The 21772-nt window shown below is 53.3% G+C and carries 24 protein-coding genes and 1 pseudogene; 15 read left to right on the top strand and 10 right to left on the bottom strand.

Annotation, left to right across the window (positions count from 1 at the left end):
- Positions 1–76: 76 nt before the first annotated feature.
- Positions 77–808, top strand: coding sequence for a DUF2076 domain-containing protein (locus ACQE32_RS09970; RefSeq protein WP_426974646.1), 732 nt, complete (start codon positions 77–79; stop codon positions 806–808).
- 101 nt (positions 809–909) lie between these two features.
- On the opposite strand, the gene ACQE32_RS09975 is transcribed toward ACQE32_RS09970, so the two are convergent.
- Both ACQE32_RS09975 and ACQE32_RS09980 read right to left on the bottom strand, forming a co-directional pair.
- Complete coding sequence (locus ACQE32_RS09975; protein WP_426974647.1) at positions 910–1395, bottom strand: YaiI/YqxD family protein; 486 nt, start codon at positions 1393–1395, stop codon at positions 910–912.
- An 11-nt stretch (positions 1396–1406) separates the two neighbouring features.
- Positions 1407–1517, bottom strand: a pseudogene (locus tag ACQE32_RS09980) (YetF domain-containing protein); the annotation flags it as partial.
- 157 nt (positions 1518–1674) lie between these two features.
- On the opposite strand from ACQE32_RS09980, the gene proC reads away from it, so the two are divergent.
- A complete protein-coding gene (gene proC / locus ACQE32_RS09985) occupies positions 1675–2487 on the top strand; it encodes a pyrroline-5-carboxylate reductase (protein ID WP_426974747.1) in 813 nt (270 codons plus the stop codon).
- A gap of 44 nt (positions 2488–2531) precedes the next feature.
- Here the strand turns inward: proC and iraP are convergent, their stop codons facing one another.
- Positions 2532–2786, bottom strand: coding sequence for an anti-adapter protein IraP (iraP, locus tag ACQE32_RS09990; RefSeq protein ID WP_085067761.1), 255 nt, complete (start codon positions 2784–2786; stop codon positions 2532–2534).
- A 486-nt stretch (positions 2787–3272) separates the two neighbouring features.
- Here iraP and ACQE32_RS09995 point away from each other — a divergent pair, with 486 nt between their 5' ends.
- Complete coding sequence (locus ACQE32_RS09995) at positions 3273–3446, top strand: general stress protein (RefSeq protein WP_250652022.1); 174 nt, start codon at positions 3273–3275, stop codon at positions 3444–3446.
- Between the two features lie 184 nt (positions 3447–3630).
- On the opposite strand, the gene cspE is transcribed toward ACQE32_RS09995, so the two are convergent.
- Positions 3631–3843: a transcription antiterminator/RNA stability regulator CspE gene (cspE, locus tag ACQE32_RS10000; RefSeq protein ID WP_085067762.1), complete on the bottom strand. Its 213-nt coding sequence runs from the start codon at positions 3841–3843 to the stop codon at positions 3631–3633.
- A gap of 398 nt (positions 3844–4241) precedes the next feature.
- Here cspE and ACQE32_RS10005 point away from each other — a divergent pair, with 398 nt between their 5' ends.
- Positions 4242–4496, top strand: a complete 255-nt coding sequence (locus ACQE32_RS10005; protein ID WP_085067763.1) for a biofilm development regulator YmgB/AriR family protein — start codon at positions 4242–4244, stop codon at positions 4494–4496.
- Between the two features lie 44 nt (positions 4497–4540).
- Here the strand turns inward: ACQE32_RS10005 and ACQE32_RS10010 are convergent, their stop codons facing one another.
- The 3 genes from ACQE32_RS10010 to ACQE32_RS10020 form a co-directional block, all read right to left on the bottom strand.
- Positions 4541–5083 carry a GNAT family N-acetyltransferase gene (locus tag ACQE32_RS10010; protein WP_426974648.1) on the bottom strand — a complete coding sequence of 181 codons (543 nt, stop codon included), beginning with the start codon at positions 5081–5083 and terminating at the stop codon, positions 4541–4543.
- Positions 5084–5344: 261 nt separating this feature from the next.
- Positions 5345–5641: an I78 family peptidase inhibitor gene (locus ACQE32_RS10015; RefSeq protein WP_085067765.1), complete on the bottom strand. Its 297-nt coding sequence runs from the start codon at positions 5639–5641 to the stop codon at positions 5345–5347.
- A 262-nt stretch (positions 5642–5903) separates the two neighbouring features.
- A complete protein-coding gene (locus tag ACQE32_RS10020; protein ID WP_427021685.1) occupies positions 5904–8516 on the bottom strand; it encodes a bifunctional diguanylate cyclase/phosphodiesterase in 2613 nt (870 codons plus the stop codon).
- A 216-nt stretch (positions 8517–8732) separates the two neighbouring features.
- On the opposite strand from ACQE32_RS10020, the gene ACQE32_RS10025 reads away from it, so the two are divergent.
- From ACQE32_RS10025 to ACQE32_RS10050, 6 genes are all read left to right on the top strand, one after another.
- A complete protein-coding gene (locus ACQE32_RS10025; RefSeq protein ID WP_426974651.1) occupies positions 8733–9389 on the top strand; it encodes a CPBP family intramembrane glutamic endopeptidase in 657 nt (218 codons plus the stop codon).
- A gap of 121 nt (positions 9390–9510) precedes the next feature.
- On the top strand, positions 9511–11079 hold the full coding sequence (locus ACQE32_RS10030; protein WP_426974652.1) for an ABC transporter substrate-binding protein: 1569 nt from the start codon (positions 9511–9513) through the stop codon (positions 11077–11079).
- Positions 11079–12131, top strand: coding sequence for an ABC transporter permease (locus ACQE32_RS10035; protein WP_426974653.1), 1053 nt, complete (start codon positions 11079–11081; stop codon positions 12129–12131). The genes ACQE32_RS10030 and ACQE32_RS10035 overlap by 1 nt, the downstream gene beginning before the upstream one ends.
- The gene (locus ACQE32_RS10040; protein ID WP_427021686.1) at positions 12128–12985 is read left to right on the top strand and encodes an ABC transporter permease; all 858 of its coding nucleotides are present in this window, start codon (positions 12128–12130) and stop codon (positions 12983–12985) included. The genes ACQE32_RS10035 and ACQE32_RS10040 overlap by 4 nt, the downstream gene beginning before the upstream one ends.
- The gene (locus ACQE32_RS10045) at positions 12975–13814 is read left to right on the top strand and encodes an ABC transporter ATP-binding protein (protein WP_426974655.1); all 840 of its coding nucleotides are present in this window, start codon (positions 12975–12977) and stop codon (positions 13812–13814) included. The genes ACQE32_RS10040 and ACQE32_RS10045 overlap by 11 nt, the downstream gene beginning before the upstream one ends.
- Positions 13807–14481 carry an ABC transporter ATP-binding protein gene (locus ACQE32_RS10050; protein ID WP_427021687.1) on the top strand — a complete coding sequence of 225 codons (675 nt, stop codon included), beginning with the start codon at positions 13807–13809 and terminating at the stop codon, positions 14479–14481. Before ACQE32_RS10045 ends, ACQE32_RS10050 begins: the two co-directional genes overlap by 8 nt.
- 53 nt (positions 14482–14534) lie before the next feature.
- Here the strand turns inward: ACQE32_RS10050 and ACQE32_RS10055 are convergent, their stop codons facing one another.
- Positions 14535–14729, bottom strand: a complete 195-nt coding sequence (locus ACQE32_RS10055; RefSeq protein ID WP_085067772.1) for a hypothetical protein — start codon at positions 14727–14729, stop codon at positions 14535–14537.
- Positions 14730–15208: 479 nt separating this feature from the next.
- Between ACQE32_RS10055 and ACQE32_RS10060 the strand changes: the two genes are divergently transcribed.
- The 5 genes from ACQE32_RS10060 (at position 15209) to ACQE32_RS10080 (ending at position 19110) form a co-directional block, all read left to right on the top strand.
- A complete protein-coding gene (locus ACQE32_RS10060; RefSeq protein WP_249893730.1) occupies positions 15209–15379 on the top strand; it encodes a hypothetical protein in 171 nt (56 codons plus the stop codon).
- 148 nt (positions 15380–15527) lie between these two features.
- Positions 15528–15764 (top strand): hypothetical protein, encoded by a 237-nt coding sequence (locus tag ACQE32_RS10065; RefSeq protein WP_085067774.1) that lies wholly within the window; start codon positions 15528–15530, stop codon positions 15762–15764.
- 576 nt (positions 15765–16340) lie between these two features.
- The gene (sad, locus tag ACQE32_RS10070; protein ID WP_426974657.1) at positions 16341–17729 is read left to right on the top strand and encodes a succinate-semialdehyde dehydrogenase; all 1389 of its coding nucleotides are present in this window, start codon (positions 16341–16343) and stop codon (positions 17727–17729) included.
- Positions 17730–17788: 59 nt separating this feature from the next.
- Entirely contained in the window at positions 17789–18124 is a 336-nt protein-coding gene (locus ACQE32_RS10075; RefSeq protein WP_426980953.1) for a hypothetical protein, read from the top strand.
- A gap of 164 nt (positions 18125–18288) precedes the next feature.
- The gene (locus ACQE32_RS10080) at positions 18289–19110 is read left to right on the top strand and encodes a Cof-type HAD-IIB family hydrolase (protein ID WP_426980952.1); all 822 of its coding nucleotides are present in this window, start codon (positions 18289–18291) and stop codon (positions 19108–19110) included.
- Between the two features lie 47 nt (positions 19111–19157).
- Here the strand turns inward: ACQE32_RS10080 and ACQE32_RS10085 are convergent, their stop codons facing one another.
- The gene (locus ACQE32_RS10085; protein ID WP_426974660.1) at positions 19158–20015 is read right to left on the bottom strand and encodes a glucose 1-dehydrogenase; all 858 of its coding nucleotides are present in this window, start codon (positions 20013–20015) and stop codon (positions 19158–19160) included.
- 160 nt (positions 20016–20175) lie between these two features.
- Entirely contained in the window at positions 20176–21207 is a 1032-nt protein-coding gene (gene zapE / locus ACQE32_RS10090) for a cell division protein ZapE (protein WP_426980951.1), read from the bottom strand.
- Between the last annotated feature and the right edge of the window lie 565 nt (positions 21208–21772).

Genomic DNA, 21772 nt, shown 5'->3' on the forward strand with positions numbered 1-21772 from the left:
TTACTTACGCAGTGCTAATTTACTTTCACCATTGCGCGACCAAAATAAAGAGATACCGCTTGTTTAAGGAGGTTCCATGCAGAGCGAAGAACAACGTCTAATTGAAAGTCTGTTTAGCCGACTAAAACAGGCTGAAAGCCAGTCTGCGCCACGTGATGCCGCAGCAGAGCGCCTGATTGAACAGCAGCTCCGCCAGCAGCCCTCTGCGCCCTACTATATGGCGCAGGCGATCCTGATTCAGGAAGCGGCAATGAAAAAATTGAGCGCACAGGTTACCGAACTGGAAAACCAGCTGACGCAGGCGCAACAGCAGCTATCTCAGGCACAGCAACAACCGGCTCGCCAGAGCAGCGGCGGTTTTCTTTCCAGCCTGTTTGGCGGCGGACAGCGCCAGTCTACGCCGCAGCAGCCGGTATGGAATAACGCCCCGCAGCAGCCTTACGCGCAACAGCCGTACAATAATGCCCCGCAGCAGCCCTATGCACAGCAGCCTTACGGCGCCGCACGCGGCGGTAGCGGTTTTCTTGGCGGCGCGCTGCAAACGGCAGTGGGCGTGGCGGGTGGTGTAGTAATGGCGGATATGTTGACCAGCATGTTCCATCACTCCCAGCCGGAAGAGATTGTGAACATTATTAATGAGCCTGCCCTGCCCGATCCTCAGCCGCTCGATACCAGCCTGGATACGTTTAATAATGTCGACGATCGGGCATTTTTACAGGATGCCAGCTGGCAGCAGGATGATAATGCCGGTTTCGACAGCAACGATTTCGGCAATGACGATTTCAATGACGATGACAGCTTTATCTGAAGCGCCTTCCTGACGCGCATAAGCCACACAGCCGTCAGGCTGACAAGCCAGTGCTAAAGCGTAACGCCGGTGGAAGATAGCTCCACCGGCGTTTTTATTTGCTAACCACGCTGTCCCGCTGCGTTGCCCTGCTCACGATGACGCCGCTGTTGTAACAGCCATTTATCCAGCTCTGCCGCAAATTGCTGCCGATCGCGCTGATTTAGCGTTGCCGGCCCGCCGGTCTGCACACCGCTGGCGCGCATCGTATCCATAAAATCGCGCATCGTCAGGCGTTCACGAATAGTGGCATCGCTGTAGCGTTCACCGCGAGGATTCAGCGCCGCCGCCCCTTTTGCCAGCACTTCCGCCGCCAGCGGAATATCAGCAGTGATAACCAAATCTTCGCGGCTCACGCGCTGCACGATTTCATTATCCGCTACATCAAAACCGGCCGCGACACGCAGCGTACGAATAAAACGTGATGGCGGCACGCTGAGCGGCTGATTAGCTACCAGAATCAGTTCTGTCTGACTGCGCTCTGCGGCACGATAGAGCACCTCTTTTATGACTTTTGGACACGCATCCGCATCCACCCAAATTGGCATCGGCTTTCCTGTCAGGATTGAGGAATAATGCTGATTTTGCCGTTCTTCTCCAGAATGGCAAACTTTATCTGATCAAGGCGCTCCAACCCCTGCCTATTTCGCGCTGAAGTCAGGATACGCTCTGCGGTTCCCGGATAGTGGCATTCTTTATCTTCATCTTGCTGAAAATTTTCCATTTTTTCTCCTTATACCTCTCTGGAGTTTAGCTGAAGCTGAATAAACCGGCAGAATCACGTAAGCTGATGCGTAATGAAAAATGGCTACGCAGAGGGAAATACCATGCTGGAGAAAAAAATAGGCTTTATTGGCTGCGGAAATATGTCCAAAGCAATAATTGGCGGACTGATTGCAGGTGGCCAGGTTGATGCAGCAAACATCTGGGTTTATGACCATAAAACAGAAACCAACCAGGCTATGGCGCAGCAATATGGCATTACCCCCGCGCAAAGCGCCGACGAGGTTGCGCGAGAAGCGGATATTTTATTCGGCGCGGTAAAACCCAATGTGATTCTGAAAGTGCTTAAGGATGCGGCCGGCGCGCTGAATAAAGAGACGCTGGTGGTTTCGATTGCCGCAGGCGTAACGCTGGATGCCTTAGCAATGACGCTGGGACACGATCGTAAAATTGTGCGCGTTATGCCCAATACGCCTGCACTGGTTAACGAAGGCATGACCTCTGTTACGCCGAATCCGCTGGTCACCCCGGAAGAAGTCGACGAAATCGTGGCGATCTTCAACAGTTTTGGTAAAGCTGCCGTTGTACCAGAATATCTTATCCATGCGGTGGTTGGGGTTAGCGGCTCGGCGCCGGCCTACGTCTTTATGTTTATTGAGGCAATGGCGGATGCCGCAGTCCTGGGCGGAATGCCGCGAGCTCAGGCGTATGAATTTGCCGCACAGGCGGTAAAAGGCGCCGCGCAAATGGTGCTGGAAACCGGCAAGCATCCCGGCGAGCTGAAAGATATGGTTTGTTCGCCAGGCGGCACCACCATCGAGGCGGTTAAAGTGCTGGAACAGAAAGGGCTGCGCTCGGCCGTGATCGCCTCAATGGAGGCCTGCATGGCGCGCTCGGAAGCATTAAGCAAGCGTTGAGATCAACCAGCCACATCGCAGATTGCGATGTGGCTGTTTTACTATCAATAGCGGGGATGATTAAGCAGCTTGTCGATATAGCCATGGAGCAAATTGGCATCTTCGGCGCTGGCGCCGTCCGAGGCGACGATTAACGCCTCGCTGATACCTCTGTTTAGCTCCTGACGCTGTTCGTCACCCAATTTACGCAGTAGCGCTGTTACCACAATTTCTAACGCTTCAACCTGGGCAACCAGTTCTTTAGACTCTGCTTCTTTTTCCGCCAACTTAACCAGTAGTTCTGCAATGAGCTGTTTCATCACACGATCCCAGTAACAATGTAAACGCAGACACTATCACTACAGTTAACAAAATGACAGCAGATGGTGCTGATATTTTTCAATATTTATAGAATAGCTTTGCTAAAAAGGATGATTTTTTATACATAAGTGAGCGCTGAGATCGCATTTAGCCTTCATAATCCACAGATTAATTCATTTAACAAGCGTAGCGAAATATAACCCTGCACCTTATTAAGATTGATCCTGAAAGGATAAGTAAAACCTTTGGTTGAATATTATTTATTCTGTTAACCATCAGTCACTTATATAAAATGCAAAAAAATCCTTATATAAATTCTATTAAAAACAATCAATTAAATAAACGAAACCGTAAATTACAATAACTGGAAGTATCAATGAAGTCATCTATTATTCATATTGATACAACGCAGAATATGCATTAATCAACTGATAATACATATTCTAAGATGCTTACCAAACTGGAAAAGTAATCAGGAGACGATAATGGCAGAACGTCGTGGTGGTTCAGGAAACTTCGCAGAAGACCGAGAAAAAGCCTCTGAAGCCGGTAAAAAAGGTGGTCAGCAGAGCGGCGGCAACTTCAAGAACGATCGTGAAAAAGCCTCCGAAGCGGGTAAGAAAGGCGGACAAAGCAGCAATAGTGGCCGTAAGTCCTGACCCGGTTTCATTGCCAAGCTATCTGCTGTGGTAATGCAGGATACTAAAACCCCGGAGCAGTAATGCTGTTTCGGGGTTATTTTTTGTCTGTTTTTACGGCGGCAGTGGTCGCTAAGTCACCTGACGGCAAAAAACAGGCAATAAAAAACCCACCATAAAGGCGGGTTTTTTGAATTCTGGCAGCTTAGCGTACGTTTACGTTAGCAGCAGCCGGGCCTTTCGGACCGTTTTCGATGGTGAACTCAACGCTCTGACCTTCTTCCAGCGTTTTGAAACCCTGGTTCTGGATGGCCGAGAAGTGTACGAATACATCTTTGCTGCCGTCAGCCGGAGAAATAAAGCCAAAGCCTTTCTCAGCGTTGAACCATTTTACTAAACCAGTCAGTTTTGCAGACATTTGTCTTTCCTTCATTCGATATTAACGCCCTGAGGGCAACAGGTTTGTGTACAGATGTTATGGGGCACTCAGGAAGGCGATACTGAAGAAGGGATATCAGAGATAACTCTTACACTGCAGACTGCTTTACTAAAACTGCTCGCATACCCGGTTCTGTTTAACAAACCGACGATGCATTTACTCATAATCGCTGGGGCAATGCAAGCAAGATTTTCGCGCTAAAAATATTTCAGGTTGTTACTGACTTTTTTCGCTGTCGCTTCTATGTTTAAAAAATAGCCAATATTTACAGACGATGACAACGTCCTCGGTTTTGCCTGACGAAGGCATGCTTTTCCTGTTAATTATCTGACGGCCCGCTTTATGGTGGGTCGATGCTGCGTTTTTGGAGGTTGACAATGCGAACACAATCCACCAGCGCTGGCCGGGAAATAACCGACTATTTTAACAGCCCGGCATGGCATGCCCCCAAAGAAGCGGAGCTGTTAGCTATCATTATGACGGAGCTGATGCAGACGGGCCAACCCACTACCGATAAGGCGCTGATTGCCAGCGTCATCAAGAAGCTGGATTTAGAAAAAGATGAAAGCGTTCTGCAGAGCTATCGTAATGTGTTGGCGCAGCTGATGAGTAGCACCGCCGAAATGCCTTAGCCAGTGGCGCAGCTGTAACAACTCTGCTTTCGGCGGCGAAGCGCTTAATGAAACCACAGATACCAGTAGAGCGCGGTTTCCGCCGGATGCGCATGCAGCGCCCGATAAAGCTGGCGATCAATGCCGCCCAGCTCAAACCCCATTTTTTCATACAGCAGGCAAGCGGCCACGTTGGTATTCTGCGTTTCCAGCGTCACGCCAGCCAGCTGTTGTTCACGCGCCCAACGGATGGCACGCTGTAACAGCGCGCAGCCGCAGCCGCAGCGCCGGAAAGCGCCGTCAACGGCAATATCCTCCACCAGCGCCAGACCATTCCAGTTGCGCCTTACCGCCAGATAACCTGCTGGCTGTCCTTCTACCCGCGCCACATACAGCGCGCCGTCGCGACTATCAACTAACGGGCTAAACTGCTGCGGATCGTTAAAATAATTTTTCTCCCGCGGCGTAACGGAATAGAGACCATCACGCACCGGGCGATCGAAAACGGCTTCCAGCTCCTGGGTAATGGTAAAACGGTAGTCCAGCGACTGTAGCGCCGCCAGCAAATCGGTGGTGGCCTCAATCACCTCTGTACTTTTTTTCTGCATGTTCCCTGCTCCCGCTATCGCTATCGCTATAACCATCCGGCCACTGCGCCGTTTTTTTCAAGCGTAGCCGATTGTGGTCGTGCTGTATTCTGCGATACGCAACAGGCAAAAAAAATCCCGCACGCGGCGGGATGAATAAGACGAGCATTGCAGTGTTATATGACGGGGAGATCATTCTGTTTCCCTGTATCCTGGCGGCTAATGATGACAACAGCGTGACAGTGATGACATAAACACTTTCCGGCCATGCCCGTTACACTATTAGCCGCAATAGACGCGGGTAATAACGTTATCTTTATCGCCGAGGAAATTTAACCGGTTAAGATTGAAATCCATCGTTACGGCTGAATTGTAAGGGATCGCCCGTACCGGATGCTCAAACTGCAACTTGCTCAGCGCCGATAAAGGCTGCCCAACATAATTCTGATAGGCAGATGCGCCGCAGCGATCGGCATCAGGATCGGTCACCGCCGCGCTATCGCTATTTTTTTGCCCATGCTGACAGGCCGCCAGCGTAACCAGCGCCGTAATCAGCGCGAGCTTTCCATAAAATTTCACCACGATTCTCCTGTTTGGCCAGTCGTTCAGTTACCGACCTTAAAGCCTAACCGATCGTCTGGCACGTGCAGAAAGGCTTAACCCACAGTGAACTGTGATCCCAGTCATAAAAACGGCACAAATCGCCTAAAAAACAACCACCCCATTCGTATAATTTTCTAAGATTATTCTTAGGAGGTGCTGTATGGAACTGGTTGTCTTTATCGGCTTTGCGGTGCTGATGACCTGCGTGGCCATCCGTGTTCGTTAAGCGCCCTACGGGTCAGCCCGGCTGACCCGTTTCACTGACTTGTTTCTGCCCGACCGTCTCCAGCATATGTATAAAATCCGCAGCGGGTATTGGTCGGCCAAGATAATATCCCTGCCCTTCATCACAGGCGATCGCCTGCAGTTCGGCAAACTGTTCCGCGTTTTCTATGCCTTCAGCGGTAATCACCAGTGAAAATGCTTTGCCCAGTCCAATGATGCCGTTAACGATAGAGTGCGCCTGCTGCGAATGCGGGAAATCTCTCATATAAGAGCGATCCATCTTCAGGCCATCAAACGGGAAGGTTTTCAGATAACCCAATGAGGCATAGCCCGATCCAAAGTCATCGACCGTCAGCCGCACACCAAGCGCCTTGAGACGCTGCATAATCCGTAGCACTTTATCCGGCTTTTCAAGCGTGACATTTTCAGTGATCTCCAGTTCGAGACGCTCCGCAGGCAGCCCGGTTACCCGCAAAACCGTGGCAACACGTTCCGCCAGATCGTCACGGCAAAACTCAACCGGCGAAATATTCACCGATACATAGAAGGGCTTAGGCCAGCTCAACGCATCACGGCAGGCGCGCTGCAGCACCCAGTCGCTGATCTGAATAATCAGTCCGGTCTCTTCCGCCAGTGGAATAAAGCTATCAGGCATCACCAACGCAGGCGGCGACGGCTGCCAGCGCAGCAGCGCCTCCGCGCCGTCCATGCTGCCGCTGTGCAGCGAATAGCGCGGTTGATAAAACAGGCGCAGCTCATCGCGCACCACCGCCTGGCCCAGCGCGCGCTCCATTTCGCGTCGCCGCACCAGCTGCTCTGACATTTCCGGCGAATAAAAAACCCAGCGGTTACGCCCCAGATTTTTAGACTGGTACAGCGCAATATCAGCCATTCTGAGCAGTTCTTCCGGCTGTAGCGCATCCTGCGGCGCACACGCAATCCCGATCGAGGCGCCAACATTCACCAACTGTCCGGCAACATTAAAGGGTTTGTGGATCTCATCCATCAAACAACGGCAGCGCGCTTCAATCTCTTCATGGCTGCTCAGGCCGCTCAGCAGCAAAATAAACTCATCGCCGCCCTGTCGCGACAGTAGATCCTCCTCGCCAAGACAGACGCGCAGCCGCTGCGAGACTTCGTTTAATACCTGGTCGCCAGCGGCATGACCATACAGATCGTTAATCGGCTTAAAGTGATCGAGATCGAGACTGAACATTACCAGCGGCTGTGCGGCGGTTGGCTGCTCCTGCAGTTTGCCGTTTAAAAATTCATTCATCCGGTGGCGGTTCGGCAGGCCGGTCAGCGTATCGTGTTGCGACAGATACTGGATACGCGCCTGAGCTTCTACTTCCAGCGTAATATCCGAGACGGTGCCGCGAAAGCCGACCTTTATGCCCTGCACCTCTATCGGCTTCGCCACCAGACTACAGATACGCTCTTCGCCCTGTGCCGAATGATAATGGCAGCGCAGCGTACGCCGGTCGTTGCTGTTATTTTGTCGCTGTATCCATTCCGAAACTGGCTGGCTGCAGCTGCCCAGCAGGCAATCTATCGGTTTGCCAAGCTGTATCGCAATCTCATAGCCGGTTACAGCCGTAAAACGTGAGGAGAGATAGGTCAGCACGCCCCGTGAGTCGGTTTCCCATATCCAGTCAGAAGAGGCCTCCGCCACATCGCGAAAGCGCGCCTCGCTGTCGCTCAGTTCACGTTTGCTTTGACGGAGCTGCTCAAAGCGCCAGTCGGAAAGCCGGGCGTTATCCATCGCATGCTGGATCACCCGCCGGGAAATAATACCCAGCATGAGCATGGTTAGCGCCAGCAGCGGCACAGTCACCATTAACAAATGGTGTCCGGGCGTACTGCTATCCCAGGCAAGAAGCAAAGGTTCGCTCTGCTCTATCGTCAGCATCAGGCCTGTCGCTACGGTTTGCGATCCAACAGGGGCATGCATGTTTTTGATACCAATGCTGTGGCCCAGCGCCAGCAGTTTATTCGGCGTATAGCGGTCAACAAAAATCATCACCGATGGCGGTCCGGGAATCGTCCCCAGCCCCGGCACTTTACCCGATGTAATTGGCGCAGCGGCAACAATTGCAGGCCATCCTTTAATACGTGCGTTTTTGATCAGGGCGTTATCTCCGCTGGTAAAGGATCGCGCCTGTTGCACGATGACGGTGCCCTGTTTGCCCAGCAGTGATTCAATGGGCATATCGGAGAGCTGGCCATCAATCACCGCATAGCGCGTCCGACCGCTGCCATCCACAACGAAGATTCCTTCATAGTGATATTCTTTATATAGCCCCGGCCCAAAATTCTGCTGCGTAAAGGCCCACTCTTTATCTACCTGTAAATGCAGATGATTCCAGGCCTCGCCCCAGAATGCGTAATCACGGATATCGCTCAGAATAGACTGCTGGCGATCCTGCCAGGCATTGCGCAACAAGAACTTCTCCTGCGTCAGTGCGGTGGTATTCTGCCGCATCGCAATAGCGATAATAAACACTGCGGTAGTCAGGAACACGGTGGCAAACATACAGCCCAGAACCAACAGCGTTCGACGCGTAAAAAGCGTCGCGGGCGTGTCCTCAGTGCGAAGGTTAAAAGATAATAAAGAAGGTAGATTCATCAACAAAACCCCGGTAATAATGCGTTTACGTAACCTCCGCTATTCATTACGCAGCAACTATCGCGGCGCGGCGTATGCTCCTGCTTTTTTCACGCGTATATTCCTTATCGGCCTCTGGCGGCCACTGTTTAGCAAAAAAGCGCGCCGCTCCGACGTCTCGACAGCGATTCTGGCGGTTGTTACACTTCCCTTCTTCCCTTTTTGTTTAAGCCGCCTATGAAAAGCCAATACGGCAGAGTCTTTCTGACGCTGTTTTACCTCGGCAGTTTTGCGCTTTATTACCTGATTACCCTTGCGATCACCTGGTTTCCCAATTACAGCGCGCTACAACAACAAGGGTTGCTGGTGCCGGTTCTCTGTCTGTTTGAGTTTGCCGTGCTGTGGCCGCTGTATCGTTTTTATCAAACGCGCCGCAGTGATATTCCTCTGGGACGGCTGCAGCCGAAAACCACGCTGCTGTTTATGCTGTTGCTGCTGGGGCTGATGGTGGCGCAAACGCAGTTTTTACAACCGGAGCGTTGGCTGGAAGATCAGGCGCAACAGACGCCGTTTTCGCTCGGCATTCTGCTGTTTTCGGCCGTGCTGCTGGCACCGATTTTTGAAGAGATTCTGTTTCGCGGCTTTCTGCTGCAGGCATTTCTGCTGTGGGCGCCGCGTAGCCGCTTTGCCTGCATTCTGCTGACATCGCTGCTGTTTGCCGTAATGCATACGCAATATATCCACTGGCAAACCCTGGCGGTGCTGACGCTATTTTCTGTGCTGCTTTGTTATGCGCGCCTGCGCGGCAACGGTTTGCTACTGCCGGTAGTGCTGCATATGCTTAATAATCTGATTGCCCTGCTGCCGTCCATCTGGTTTGTGCAACACGCCTGAAGTGCGGATTTATAACTATTTTAACGGCTTTATAACTTTTTCTGCTAAGCATAGCGAATAATCTACTATCAGCCTGCTGTTCAGTTCCCTTACACTCGCGAAAAAAACGGTAAGGAACGTCATGAAAATTTTTGCTCCCGCAGTTCTGACGCTGGCCCTGAGCGCCAGCTTTGCTGCTAACGCGGCAACGCCTCCCGATACGCTGGTGATCGCCCAGTCAATTGATGATGCCAGTAGCTTCGATCCGGCTGAAGGATTTGAACTCACCTCCGTGCAGGCTTTTACCAACCTTTATCAACGCCTGTTACAGTCCGATCCGCAGAATCCTAACGAGCTGAAACCAACCCTGGCCAGCCACTGGGAAGCGGGCAAAGATAACCGTAGCCTGATCGTTACGCTGCGCGACGGCGCTACCTTTGCCTCTGGCAATCCGGTGCGTCCGGAAGATGTGATGTTTTCCCTTGCGCGCGTGGTTAAGCTGAACCTTGATCCCTCCTTTATTCTTACCCAGCTCGGCTGGACCAAAGAGAATGTGGATAGCCAGCTGAAGAAAATCGACGATCGCCACGTGCAGATTAGCTGGCAGGCCAATGTCAGCCCAACCTATGTGCTGAGCCTGCTGGCCGCGCCGGTCTCCTCGATTGTGGATGCCAAAACCGTACTGGCTAACCAGAAAAATAACGATCTGGGCAACAAATGGCTGGCTACCCATTCCGCCGGTAGCGGCCCCTTCCAGATCCGTCGCTTTGTGCCGCATGAAGTGGTGCTGTTGACCGCCAATCCCCGTTCTCCGGGCGATGCGCCGAAGCTGAAAAATATTCTGATCAAAAACGTTCCGGAAGCAGCGACCCGTCGCCTGCTGCTGGAACAGGGCGATGCAGATATTGCCCGTAATCTTGGCGTTGACCAGATCTCCGCGCTGAAAGGCAAACCGGGCGTCAAACCGCTGGCGATCCCGATGGCCTCGCTTTACTACATGCAGTTCAATATCGACGCGCAGCCCGCGCTGAAAAATCCGGCGTTGTGGCAGGCTGCACGCTACCTGTTTGACTATCAGGGTATCGCCAACGACCTGCTGAAAGGCCAGTTCCAGGTGCATCAATCCTTCCTGCCGGAAGGTTTCCCGGGCGCGCTGAACGAAACGCCCTATCAGTACGACCCGGAAAAAGCCAGGGCGATTTTAGCCAAAGCGGGGCTGAACAATGTCAGCTTTAAACTGGTGGTCAGTAACCAGCCGCCCTATCTGGATATCGCCCAGGCACTGCAGGCCAGCTTTGCAAAAGGCGGCATCAAGGTAGAGCTGATCCCCGGCCTGAGCACCGAAGTCGCGACCAATGTGAAAGCGCATAAATATGAGGCCACGTTAAACGCCTGGGGAGCGGACTATTTCGATCCGAATACCAACGCCTCCGCCTTCGCCTATAACCCGGAAGATGGCAGCAAAACCCTCGCCTGGCGCTCTAACTGGCATATTCCTGAGCTGAGTAAGCAAACGCTGGCCGCTACCGCAGAAAGCGATCCGGCGAAGCGCGTTGCGCTTTATCAGGCGATGCAGCGCGAAGTGATGAAAAACTCTCCTTACGTGGTCGGCCTGCAGGCACGTAACCTGATCGCCGTACGCGATAATCTGAAAGGCTACGTTCAGGGCATCAACCCCGATATGGTTTACTACAGCCAGGTCAGTAAGTAATGGCAACCCGCACAACGCATGCCGGGCTTGCCCGGCAATTCTGGCGCGGTGGCCGTCGTCTCGTCACGGGCCTGCTCTCCTTGCTGGTCACGCTGCTGGGCCTGCTGGCTTTCACCTTTATGCTCTCCCATTTGTCGCCGGTCGATCCGGTGTTACAGGTGGCAGGCGATCACGCCAGCGAATCCACTTATCAGCAGGTGCGTCACGATTTAGGTCTGGATAAGCCGCTGCCGGTACAGTTCTGGCGTTATCTGAGCCATCTGGCACACGGCGAACTGGGCGTCTCCAATATCACCAGCCAGCCGGTCGCCAGCGATCTGGCGCGCACCTTTCCGGCCACGTTAGAGCTGGCCACCTGCGCCATGATTTTCGGCGCGGTATTCGGTATTACGCTGGCATTGCTGGCAGCCTGGAAGCCGGGCAGCCTGCTGGATAATCTGGCGCGTCTGATTTCGCTGCTGGGCTATTCGGTGCCGGTTTTCTGGCTGGGGCTGCTGGGGCTGCTGCTCTTCTACGCGGTTCTGCACTGGTCTGCCGGGCCGGGACGGCTGGATGACATCTGGATCTACACGCTGGAGCCGAAAACCGGCTTTGTGCTGATTGACAGCTGGCTGTCGGGCGACAGAGAGATGTTCCGCAACGCCATTGCACATTTATGGCTGCCGGTGGTGGTGCTGGGGATGCTGTCGATGGCGGGCATTACCCGCCTGCTGCGCGCCGCCCTGCTGGAAGAAAACAGCAAAGAGTATGTCACGCTGGCGCGGGCGAAAGGCGCCAGCCGCGGGCGTATTCTGCTGTGTCATATCTTCCCTAACGTACGCGGCACGCTGATTACCGTACTGGGGCTCTCCTACGCCACGCTGCTGGAAGGCTCGGTATTAACGGAAACGGTTTTTGCCTGGCCCGGTTTGGGCCGCTATCTGACGACCGCGCTGTTTGCCTCCGACGTGCCCGCCATTCTTGGTGCAACGCTGCTGATCGGCAGCTGCTTTGTGCTGCTTAATGCGCTGGTTGATGCGCTGACCTGGTTAACCGATCCGAGAACCCGATGACACAACATTTATCCGACGCGGAAATCGTCACGCCGGCACCGCACCGCCGTCGGTTGACGACGCTGGCAGTTGGCGCCACGCTGGTGGCCATTCTGGTACTGACCGCGCTGCTGGCTCCGCTGCTGGCGCCTTTCGATCCCAATGCGCAAACTATCTCTGCCCGTTTGCTGCCCCCTTCTGCCGCTCACTGGTTTGGCACCGACGGCTTTGGTCGCGACCTGCTGTCGCGCGTGATTTATGGCGCACGCCCAACGCTGCTGCTGGTGTCGTTGATTTTAGTGCTGACCATTCCGTTCGGGCTGCTGATCGGCATTGTCGCGGGCTACCTCGGCGGCTGGACCGAGCGTGTGCTGATGCGGATCACTGATATTTTCCTGTCGCTGCCTAATCTGGTGATTGCGCTGGCGCTGGTTTCCATCCTCGGTCCCGGCCTGCTTAACGGCGCACTGGCGCTGGCGTTAACCAGCTGGCCGCCCTTTGCGCGTCAGGCGCGTGCGGAAACGCTGGCGCTGCGCCGCAGTGATTATCTGGCTGCCGCGCGAATGCAGGGCATAACCGGGCTGCGCCTGATGTTTGGGCATATTCTGCCGCTCTGTCTGCCCAGCGCCGTGGTGCGCGCCGCGCTCAGCCTCGGCGGGATTATTCTTTCCGCCGCCGGTCTTGGCTTTCTTGGCATGGGCGTACAGCCGCCTACCGCTGAATGGGGCTCAATGGTCGCGGAAGGCAGTAAAGTGATTTTCGATCAGTGGTGGGTGGCGGCTGCGCCGGGCTGCGCCATCTTATTCGCCAGCCTTGCTTTTAACCTGACAGGCGACGGCCTGCGTGACCGACTGGATACCCGCCATGGCAACTGAACCTTTGATCATCGCCGATAACCTGACGATTCACAGCCATGTCACACCGCTGGTACGGCAGGTAAGTTTTACCCTGGGCCGCGAGCGCGTAGCGCTGGTTGGCGAATCCGGCTCGGGGAAATCGCTGACGGCACGCTCTCTGATGGGTCTGCTGGCCCCGGGTCTGCATTTGCAGGCGCGGCAGCTGCAGGTTGCCGGACGCGATGCGCTGACGCTGAATGAAAAACGCTGGAGCCAGCTGCGCGGCAGCGAACTGGCGATGGTGATGCAGGACCCCAAATATGCCCTTAACCCCACGCGTACCATCGGCTGGCAGGTAGAGGAGCCGCTGAGACTGCACCATCGTCTGAGCCGCACCGAGCGTCGGGAAAAGGTTACCGAGATGCTGGCTGCGGTCGGATTGCCGCAGCCGGTTCAGCTGATGACACGCTATCCGCATCAGCTTTCGGGCGGCATGGGGCAGCGCGTGATGCTGGCGATCGCGCTGATCGCCGATCCGCAGTTTTTGATCGCTGATGAGCCTACCTCCGCGCTTGACCATGCGATGCGCGATCAGGTGCTGGCGCTGATCCGCCGACTGGTTGAAGAACGCAACATGGGATTGTTGTTGATCAGTCACGATCTGCAACAGGTTTCTGAACATTGTGAACGGGTGATGGTGATGTATAAAGGTCAGCTGCTTGATAATCTGCCCGCCGCCGAGCTACCGCGCGCTACCCATCCTTATACGCGCACGCTGTGGTCATGCCGCCCCAGCAAGGCTACGCATGGTCAGCCGCTGCCGGTGCTGGATCGCAGCATGCTGGAGAAGGAGCCTGAGCATGATTGATTTGCAGAACCTTAGCGTGGCACATCGCCAGGGCTACGATTTACGCACCGTGGTGCATGAGGTTTCTCTGACGGTAAACGCTGGTGAATGCTTTGGGCTGGTCGGGCCTTCCGGCTGCGGCAAGTCGTCGCTGCTGTGGGTCATGGCGGGCCTGAATCCGCACTGGCAGGGAGAGATGCAGCTGGCCGGACACCAGGCACTGCCGGGTAAAATCTTTACCGGCGACCTGCGTCGCGAGGTGCAGATGGTTTTTCAGGATCCGTATGCCTCGCTGCATCCGCGCCATCGGCTGCGCCGTACTCTGGCCGAGCCGTTAAAACTGCTGAAGCAGGATAATATTAACGATCGCATTAATGCAGGCTTTCGCCACGTTGGGCTGGATCCGGCGCTGGCCGATCGCTACCCGCATCAGCTTTCCGGCGGTCAGCGTCAGCGCGTGGCGATTGTGCGTGCGCTGCTGTTAAAGCCGAAAGTGCTGCTGCTGGATGAGCCGACCTCCGCGCTGGATATGTCGGTACAGGCGGAAATCCTCAATCTGCTTAATCAGCTAAAGCAGCAGGACGGCTTAACCATGGTGCTGGTGAGCCACGATCCGGATGTTATCGATCATATGTGCGATCGCGCGGTACAGTTGGCGGAAGGCCGTATTATTGCTACCCGCGCCTGAAACGGCGCGGGACACGTAACCTTTTGCTCTGTACCTGCTGCGCTTTAAGCTACTCAGGAGATCGCAGAATCGGAGGCGTCTTTCTTTTTGTCTGATTCAAAATGCGTTTTGAACTGCTCATAAATAGAGATCATGTTGCTGGCATCGCCCTGAAGCGGGCTAAGTTTGCCGGCGCGTACCAGTTCAATTACCAGCTGCAGCGCAGCCTGTTTTGGGCTGCTGGAAGGATGAGCAATTTCATTCGACATAAAAACGTTCCTGTCATTAAGGGTGGAAATGGCAGAGTTTAGCCTAAACGCCGCCAAAAAACCGCGCCTGCACGTGGCGTTAGCTGGCTGATTTTTATTGAATCAGATAAATCGCTCTGTTTTTATTTTTACCAATACCAATAATGCGTTTTATCTGCTGCGCATGAGGATAACGAACCCTCAACTATTGAGGTTCTGCGACGATCCGCTGATTATCAGACGTCTCACTGAATGTCTGTTTTTTAGAATGGCATCGCTTCCTTATTCCTGACAGACAGCAGTTTTTATTGGCAATCCGCAGTGCTAAGGCTAAAAGAATAAGCCTGCACTCCTGTGAGATTACGCCGGGTTTCGTTGTTTAGCGTAATGTCAGGACCAGGCTTAGCTCAGGTAAACAAATCTTCATACAGCCTTATCAGCTATACTTAACAACGGAAGAAAAAAAGAAGCCGACACCGGGCGCGCAAAAGGAGCTGAGAATGTTGATTGGATTTGTGCTTTTAGTTAGCGCCTGTGGTCATGACGCCTGTGATGCCCTGCCGGTTACCGAACATATTTATCCCACCCGTGCCGCCTGCGAACACATGGCCGCGCGTATTCATCAGCGCCGCCCTAATGCGGTTCTGCTGTGTGGCGAAGTTCATCGTTAATGCTCTGTGCGGGCACCTTCTTGTTCACCAGGCATCAGGTAAGAGAACGTAAACATCTCCTTTAATGGCGGATGGCAGGTTGCTATCCGCCATTAAAAAGGTCAAAATATGAGCTGTTATTGCACTTACCAACATCGTTGTGAATCCCATGAAAAATCGTAAGCCCCGTCGTCCCAGCGGACGATGGATTTATTACATTCTGGAAGATGGTATTCTCTGGCCCTGCCCGGTACGCTGGGAGTGGGAAAGTGGTTACGACGGCTGGTTGCCGTTCTATTTCTCACCCACGCTGGAGTTTGTCGCGGGCGATCCGGCCAAGGCCTGGCGCGTTCCCGGCTCTGGTAATCGTCCGGCACGCCGTCTGCACTGGCCTGAAGCGGCCTGAAGTAATAAATCTGTCTGTTACGCATAATGTCATCGCTTCCCCTGTAACTGATGAAAAACCCGACCGTAAATACGCGTCGGGAAAGTGTTTCCATACCTCAAAGGGGAAAAGCCATCATAAATGGCAAACTGAAGCGCACAATGCCACATCACCAGCAGTGCGCAGTTAAGATAACACAATCTTAACTATTCTGGCGTTAAGGAATCGTAAGGAAAATCCTGTTACGCCAGATTAATCAGTAGCTTCAGCAACATCACCTTCTCCCTGGACGTTACACAGCCGAACATATCAATAAGCTTTGTTACTGTAGCTAAAACGTTGGCCTCGCTGTTTTCATGCCTGCTTTTATCGCGCCAGCTGACTTTTCCCCAGCAGTTGCCTCTGTGCCGGACGCTAATTAGCAGGCAGGAAGCGCTATCCGATCGGGACAATAACAAAAGCTGTTCCAATTCTGGTGCACAATTACAGCAACTCTTCTTTTTTTGACAGTAATTCCCTCATCATTATTCACTTTTCATCACGACTCATCACCGTTAAGGTAAGTCCATCAGCAATATAAATATTTAAGGAACCCTTATGTCATTTCCCCCAGAAACGCATGCTATTTCGCGCAATCCTGCCAGCGGCGAAATTCTTTCCGCCCTTGCTTACATCAGCGCGCAGCAGGTTGATGCGGCTATCGCCGAAAACCATCAGGCCTTCCAGCAATGGCGACAGCAGCCGCTGGCGCAGCGTGCGCAAAAATTACGCGATCTGGCTACCGCTATCCGGGCGCGTGGCGAAGAGATGGCGCAGATGATTACCGCCGAGATGGGTAAACCAATACTGCAGGCGCGCGGCGAGGTAGAAAAATCGGCGCAGCTCTGCGACTGGTATGCTGAACATGGCCCCGCCATGCTGGCAGCCGAGCCGACGCAGGTAGAAAATAATCAGGCCGTGATTGAGTATCGTCCGCTTGGCCCGGTGCTGGCAGTAATGCCCTGGAATTTTCCGCTATGGCAGGTGTTGCGCGGCGCCATACCGATTTTACTGGCGGGCAATAGTTATCTGTTGAAACATGCGCCGAACGTAATGGGCTGCGCTCTGCTGATTGAGGAACTGTTTAACGATGCCGGTTTACCTTCTCACCTGCTCCGGGTGATTAACGCCACCAACGACGGCGTAAGTCAGGCGATTAACGATGCGCGTGTTGCGGCGGTAACGGTTACCGGCAGCGTACGTGCCGGAGCGGCTATCGGCGCACAGGCTGGCGCGGCGCTGAAAAAATGCGTGCTGGAACTGGGCGGATCCGATCCCTTTATTGTTCTGAAGGATGCCGACCTGGATGCGGCGGTGCAGGCTGCCGTTGCCGGACGCTATCAGAATACCGGGCAGGTGTGTGCCGCAGCCAAGCGCTTTATTATTGAACGTGACATTGCCGACGCCTTTAGTAAAAAGTTTGTCGCGGCCGCAAAGCAGCTGAAAATGGGCGATCCGCGCATGGAAGACAACACCGTCGGTCCGATGGCGCGCTACGACCTGCGCGATGAACTTCATCAGCAGGTTATGGCAACGCTGGCTGAAGGCGCAACCCTGCTGGCAGGAGGAGAGAAGCTGGCTGGTGAAGGCAACTACTACATGCCAACCGTGCTGGGCAACGTGACGCCCGCGATGACGGCGTTTCGTCAGGAGATGTTTGGTCCGGTAGCGGCAATCACCGTGGCAGATAATGCCGGGCATGCGCTACAGCTGGCGAACGACAGCGATTTCGGCCTGATGGCTACCATCTACAGCGCAGACGACGCGCTGGCGGCTGACATGGCGGAACGTCTGGAGTGCGGCGGCGTGTTTATCAATGGCTACAGCGCCAGCGATGCACGCGTTGCTTTCGGCGGCGTGAAAAAAAGCGGCTTTGGTCGTGAGCTGTCGCACTTCGGCCTGCATGAGTTTTGTAATGTGCAGACCGTGTGGCGTAACCGTCGCTAATATCATGATCTGGCCTGAAAGGCGTTATTTCAGGCCTTTGCTATAAGGGAAACAGACGTTTGTATAAAAAGTGGATAGCTCTGCTATTGCTGGGCGTGGCAGGCGTGATGACATGGCGCTACCTAACCTATGTCGATCCTGACGATCAGGATTATTATTCAGGGATCCTGTGTGGCGTGGTTGGTAAGCAGAACGATAACTACGCTGCGAGTATGCGTAATATCATTGAAGGAAGTAATAATGAGTATGCGTTGCAACGTATCAGGTTTAACCATATCGCAGCCGACCGGGCGATAAATGCCTGGGAAACAGTGCCTGACGCGGAAAAAATCAAACTGGCTCAGGATACAAATGCCTGTCAGCATGCTCTGGCTACCTTAGTGGTTAATCCGTAAACCCCCTCTGCTTCTCCCTGTGAAAAAGCTGGCGCTAATCCGCTTTTTCACATTCTCATTTACAGCGCTCTTCCAGCCACTATCCTTGTTAATCTTAGCGACCCACTCCGCCTTTGCTGGCGCGGCGCGGCGAAAACTCGATCTGTTATCTGAAGGAGAACCCGGTGGCGGTAAAATTGGTTGCGGTTGATATGGATGGAACATTTCTTGATTCCGCCAAGCGTTATAACAAAACGCGTTTTTTGCGTCAGTATGCTCAGCTGAAAGAACGAAACATCCGTTTTGTGGTGGCCAGCGGCAATCAGTATTATCAGCTGCACAGCTATTTCCGTGAAATCGCTGATGAAATCGCATTTGTGGCGGAAAACGGCGCCTGGATCAGCGATCAAAATCAAGAGGTATTTTGCGGAGAGCTTAGTGCGGAGAGTGTCCGGCAGGTGCTGGCAATCTTAGCCGAAGAGCCGGAAATTCATACTGTGGTTTGCGGCAAGCGTAGTGCTTATATCTCTCCCTCGATGCCGGACGAGGTGGTGGCGCTGCTGTCAAATCACTATCGTCGCCTGGAAAAGTGCGCCGATCTCAACAATATCGATGACACCATTTTTAAATTTTCGCTTAATCTGCCGCATGATGGTGTCGCTCCGCTAATTGAGCGGTTAACCAAAGCGCTTAATACGGCAAAGAATATTGTGCATCCGGTTTCCAGCGGTTTCGGCTTTGTTGACCTGATTATTCCTGGCCTGCACAAGGCGCACGGGATCGGCTTGCTTCAGCAGCGTTGGGGCATCGACGATTGCGAGGTAGTGGCGATCGGCGATAGCGGCAATGATATCGAAATGCTGCGTCAGGCGGGCTACAGTTTTGCAATGGCGAACGCCACAGAAGCGGTAACGGCGGCAGCGCGCTACCGTACAGAGAGTCATGATGATGAAGGCGCGCTGAATGTCATTGCACGCCTGCTGGCAAAAGAGTATCCCTTCAACTGATCCCGCTTTGCTGAATCACGGCAGCGTGTGGCTGCCGTACTCTCGTATCAGATAACCGCAACGCCGCCAGTAACCGCAACGGTTGAGCCAGAAATATAGCTGGCCTCATCGCTGGCAAGCATCACATAGGCGGGTGCCAGCTCGGCCGGTTGCCCGACGCGCTGGAGCGGTACTTCACTACCCAGATTTTTCACCTGCTCTACGGGCATGGTGGAGGGGATCAACGGCGTCCAGATGGGGCCAGGCGCCACTACATTAGAGCGAATCCCCTTTTCAGCCAGCAGCGCAGCCAGGCTACCGGAAAAATTAACGATTGCCGCTTTGGTTGCTGAATAGGCAATCAGTTTCGGTTTCGGCTGGTCGGCATTAACCGAGGCGGTATTAATAATGCATGAGCCGGCAGGCATATGCGGCACCGCCCCTTTGCAGAGATAAAACATGCCGTAAAGATTGGTCTTCATCGTACGGTCAAATTCTTCATCGCTGATCTCATCCAACGAATCCCGGGTCATCTGAAAGGCCGCATTATTGACCAGAATATCGATCTGTCCGAAGTTGCTGACCGCCTGCTGAATAATATGGCGACAGTGTTCCGCTTCGGTAATATCGCCCGGCACCAGCACAGCTTTTTGCCCTGCTTCTTCAATCAGGCGAGCGGTATCTTTGGCATCTTCATGCTCATTCAGATAGGAAATCAGTACATCGGCCCCTTCACGTGCATAGGCGATAGCCACGGCGCGGCCAATCCCGGAATCGCCACCGGTAATAATCGCTTTTTTACCCGCAAGGCGGCCCGAACCTTTATAGCTGGTTTCACCGTGATCGGGCGCTGGCTGCATATCAAAAATAGTGCCGGGTACATCTTGCTGCTGCTCTGGCTGCGGCGGCTGTGGTCGACTGGTCATAACAGAAACGTCTCCTTTCAGGTGAACGGCGACAAAGGCCGTCAATACAATGCAGGAACATCTTATTATTCAGTTAATACAGCAGCATAAGCTGCTATGACTGAATAACCGAATACCGTTTCAGTATAGTTGACTCGCTCGTAACGCAAGCGCAGCGGCATTATCTCTGATAAACCGGCAGCACATTCAGGCGGCTGTGGGTGCGCTGAATATCATCCAGCTCCACACCCTGCGTCAGCGTCGCCAGGGGATAATCCGTGGTTAAAAACAGCCGGCACTGGCGATCGTAGAGCACATCAATCACATTAATAAAACGCTGCTGAATAGCAGGCGAAACCTGGGCCAACGGCGGCACATCTTCCACCAGCCACTGCGGGTATTGCTCGCAGAGCTGTAAATAGTCCATCACCGCTGTTGGCGCGGCGCACAGCGCGCTGAAAGAAAAATGCAGAAACGCCCCGGCAGGTGAGAGCGTTTCAAGGATACGATAGCCTACCTTTAACGGCACCGGTGCTTCTGCCGGTGCAGGCAGTTCCAGCCGTTCCCGCTGCGCCTGCGTGGCGCCAATCAGCAGTCCGCCACATCTGAACGCGCCCTGAGCTTCATGCGTTAGCGTGCGGTAATCTTTTTCTCCGGTTAGTGCGATGACCTCCATTTTCTCTCTGATTAACGCAATCGATGAGAGAAAGCGCTGGTGATAGAGCGGATTAGCCAGCAGATTTTCCGGTGGATGATTTGAGGTCGCAACCAGCAATACGCCGCGCTGAAACAGCAGCTCCAGCAAAGGCTTGATGAGCATCGCATCACCAATATCATGCAGATGAAATTCATCAAAGCAGAGCAGCTGACAACGGCCAATGCAGGCTTCGATCGCGGCCTCAACGCTACTGCCGCGCGCAATTATCTGATGCAGTTCGCGGAAAAAAAGATGAAAGTGCACGCGTTTTTTCTGCGCCAGCGGTGCCCAGTTAAAAAACGCATCAGCAATAAATGATTTGCCGCGTCCCGGTTCGCCCCAGATGTAGAGCCCGTGATGAAACCGCTGAGCGCGTGACAGCACCGGTGCGATTAACGCATCCAGACGGGTAATAAGCTGTAGCTGTTGCCCGTCCAGAACGATGTTTTTTTCTGCGGCCTGCTGCTGCATGACCTGTTGAAAAACAGATGTATCCTGCCGCCGTGTTTCCATCATTTCACTGTCCCGTTGCGTTATCTCTTCGCTATCATAGCCGGGGCAGAAAGTAATAACAGCAGGGCGAAGGCGCGCTGTAGAGGAAAACGCCGAGCGTTATGCGGTTACAGAATTTAGCATCCATCTTTTTAAAATTGCCCCTCATCTTTCTGCTTTTTTATATATAACCAAAGCGCTTAAGTAGCTCAAACATTCATAACACGCGCATGCCCGGTTATTACTGGAAAAAAAGCGAAACCATTTTTCAACACTCTATTATTTATCATTTTAATTTTCTCTGGCGGCGTTTATTAATAAATAAGCTGGCGCTGTTACCGTCACGCTTATTTTGCTAAATGCATTAATAAAAATCACCTCTTTATCTTTACCACTATAAGGATATTCCTAACTTATTAGGGTTAGGCGCGCATTTCTTGCGCAGCGATCAGGCTTGCCTATACTTAAGCTAACCCTTCTCATTGTTAAATTATTTAATTAAATCAATATAAACAAGCGTAACCGTAATTAGTCTTTTATCACTTTATTAATTTGCCAGGGCTCCCCAGCCTCTACTCTTGCTTATACA

It is taken from the genome of Pantoea sp. FN0302 (assembly GCF_050113775.1).
GTDB lineage: Bacteria > Pseudomonadota > Gammaproteobacteria > Enterobacterales > Enterobacteriaceae > Mixta > Mixta alhagi.